The 2,622-nt window shown below is 75.7% G+C and carries 3 protein-coding genes; all 3 read right to left on the bottom strand.

Annotated elements, in window-relative coordinates; translation table 11 throughout:
- Positions 1 to 14 precede the first annotated feature (14 nt).
- Complete coding sequence (locus ABEB16_RS11930; RefSeq protein WP_345712470.1) at positions 15 to 647, bottom strand: response regulator; 633 nt, start codon at positions 645 to 647, stop codon at positions 15 to 17.
- Positions 644 to 1,825 (bottom strand): sensor histidine kinase, encoded by a 1,182-nt coding sequence (locus tag ABEB16_RS11925; protein WP_345712469.1) that lies wholly within the window; start codon positions 1,823 to 1,825, stop codon positions 644 to 646. The genes ABEB16_RS11930 and ABEB16_RS11925 overlap by 4 nt, the downstream gene beginning before the upstream one ends.
- Positions 1,826 to 1,881: 56 nt before the next feature.
- Positions 1,882 to 2,622 (bottom strand): ABC transporter permease (locus tag ABEB16_RS11920; protein ID WP_345712468.1); only part of this gene is annotated, 741 nt, incomplete at its 5' end.

Below are 2,622 nucleotides of genomic sequence, written 5' to 3'. Positions count from 1 at the left end.
CCGCCCGGGCGGGGTCACCGGGTCGGCGGGGGGAGCAGGCCCAGCTCCATCGCGGCCGTCACCGCCCGGGTGCGGTCGTCCACGCCGAGCTTGGCGAACACCCGCAGCAGGTGCGTCTTGACGGTCGCCTCGCCGATGTGCAGCTCCCGACCCACCTCGGCGTTGGTGCAGCCCCGGGCCACCGCGGCCAGCACCTGCAGCTCCCGCGGGGTCAGCGCCTCAACGGGTGGCCGGCGCATCCGCGCCACCAGCCGGGCGGCGACCCCCGGCGCCAGCACGGTCTCCCCGCGCGAGGCGGCGCGCACCGCATCGACGAGCTGCGCGCGGGGCGTGTCCTTGAGCAGGTAGCCGCTGGCCCCGGCGCTGACGGCGCGGACGATGTCGGCGTCGGTGTCGTAGGTCGTCAGCACCAGCACGCGGGTGCCCGGGTGCTCGGCCCGGATCCGCTCGGTGGCGGCGGCACCGTCGACGCCGGGCATCCGCAGGTCCATCAGCACCACGTCGGGGGCCTGCGCCGCCACCCGCACCAGGGCCTCGGCACCGTCGGCGGCGGTGCCTACGACCTCGACGTCGTCCTCCACCTCGAGCATGCCCTCCAGGCCGGCGCGCACGACGGGGTGGTCGTCGACGACGAGGACGCGGATCACGGCGCCCCCCGCCCCGCCGGCACCGTCACGGCCACCCGGGTGCCCCTGCCCGGCGCGCTGTCGACCACCGCCGCACCGCCCGCGTCCGCCACCCGCCCGAGCATGCCGGACAGGCCGTACCCGGCGGGTCGCTCCGCGCCCGCGACGGTGTCGAAGCCCACCCCGTCGTCGCTGACCTCCAGCGTCGTGGTGCCCGCCGCGGTGACCAGGCGCAGCCGCGCCGAGCGGGCCCGCGCGTGCCGCCGGACGTTGCTCAGCGCCTCCTGCGCCGCCCGCAGCAGCACGACCTCCTGCGCCCGGCCCAGCTCGGGGCGCCCGTCGACCTCCAGGTGCACGTCCACGCCCGATTCGCGGCCCACCCGCTGCGCGAGCTGTTCCAGCGCCTCGACGAGGGTGGCGTCGGCGAGGCCCACGGGGGTCATGGCCGCCACCACGGTGCGCGCCTCCGCCAGGCCGTCGCGGGCGGTCTCCTCGACGAGGTCGATGCGCTCGGCGATGCGCTCCAGCGCGCCCGGCCGGTCCGCCGCGGGGCTGCGCGCCAGGGTCGCGGCGGTCTGCGCGAGCAGGACGATGCTCGTGAAGCTCTGCGCGAGGGTGTCGTGCACCTCGCGGGCGAAGCGCTCCCGCTCGGCGGCGACCCCTGCGTCGTGGTGGGCGCGGGCCAGCTCCTCGCGGGTGGACTCCAGGGCCGCGATGAGCTCGCTGCGCTCCCGGCTCTGCTCGATGATCGAGGTGATCCACCACCCGAGGGCGAAGCTGAACAGCACGCTCACGCCGAGGCCGCCCGCCACCTCCTCCAGCGAACCGGGCCCGTACGCCGCCGCCAGCCCCGCGGTGGCGGCCACGGCCAGCAGCACCGTCCAGACGGTGCCCTCGCGCCGGTCGCGGGAGTAGAACCACGTCTGCGGGAAGGCGATGAAGAGCAGGAAGTTCAGGTCGGGGCGCACGGCCAGCAGCGCCCCCAGGCCCGCGGTGAGCACACCGAGGTAGGCGCGTCCCCGCCACGACCACTCGACCCGCGCGACCGGCACCGCCAGCACCCCGTAGCCGGCGGCCAGGCCCAGCAGGAGCAGCCAGGGGGTGGGTGAGCCGTCGCCCCGGACCACGAGGGCGGTCGCCGCGATCCCCAGCATCACGTAGAAGACGACGTGCCAGCCGATCACCGTGGTGATCCACACCGAGGAGCGGTCGGCCGGCGGGTGCGCCGGCCGACCGCCCGGGGGCCGGCCCCGTCTCACCCGGCGTCCCGGCGCGTCCAGCGGAAGGTGCGCAGGCACAGGACGAGGCCGACGACCGACCAGGCCGCGAGCACGAGCGCCGTGGTGCCCAGCTGCCAGCTCCCCGAGACCTCGGCGGCCGCGGCGGAGTCGGGCAGGAAGGCGGAGCGCATCCCCTGCGCCATCCACTTCAGCGGGAACAGCTCCGCGACCGAGCGCATCCAGCCCGGCAGCGAGGAGTAGACGAAGAACACGCCGGAGAGGAACTGCAGGACGATGACGATGGGGGCGATGACGGCGTTGGCCGAGCGCGCGCTGCGGGGCAGGGCGGACACGGCGATCCCCAGGACGGTGCCGGCGACCGTGCCCAGCACGAACACCCACCCGAAGGTGGTCCAGCGCGCCGCGTCGGGGGGCAGGTCCACGCCGAAGGCGAGGGAGGCCACGGCCAGCAGCAGGGCCACCTGCGCGACGCTGGTGACGAGCACGAGCCCGACCTTGCCCAGGACGTAGGCCACCGGCGGCATCGGCGTGCCGCGCAGCCGCTTGAGCGTGCCGTCCTCCCGCTCCCCGGCGATGGTGATCGCCAGTGACTGGAAGCTCGTCAGCACGACACCGGTGGCCACGATCCCGGCCGCGAAGTACTGGGCGAAGGACACCCCGGGGGCGACCTGCTGGTCGCCGAAGACGGCACCGAAGATGCCCATCATGATCACCGGGTAGGCGAAGACGAAGACGACGGCGTCGCGCTCGCGGGA

It is taken from the genome of Kineococcus glutinatus, assembly GCF_039542765.1.
GTDB lineage: Bacteria > Actinomycetota > Actinomycetes > Actinomycetales > Kineococcaceae > Kineococcus_A > Kineococcus_A glutinatus.
Note: the sequence above shows the minus strand (reverse complement) of the source record. Positions and strands in the feature narration are given on the sequence as shown.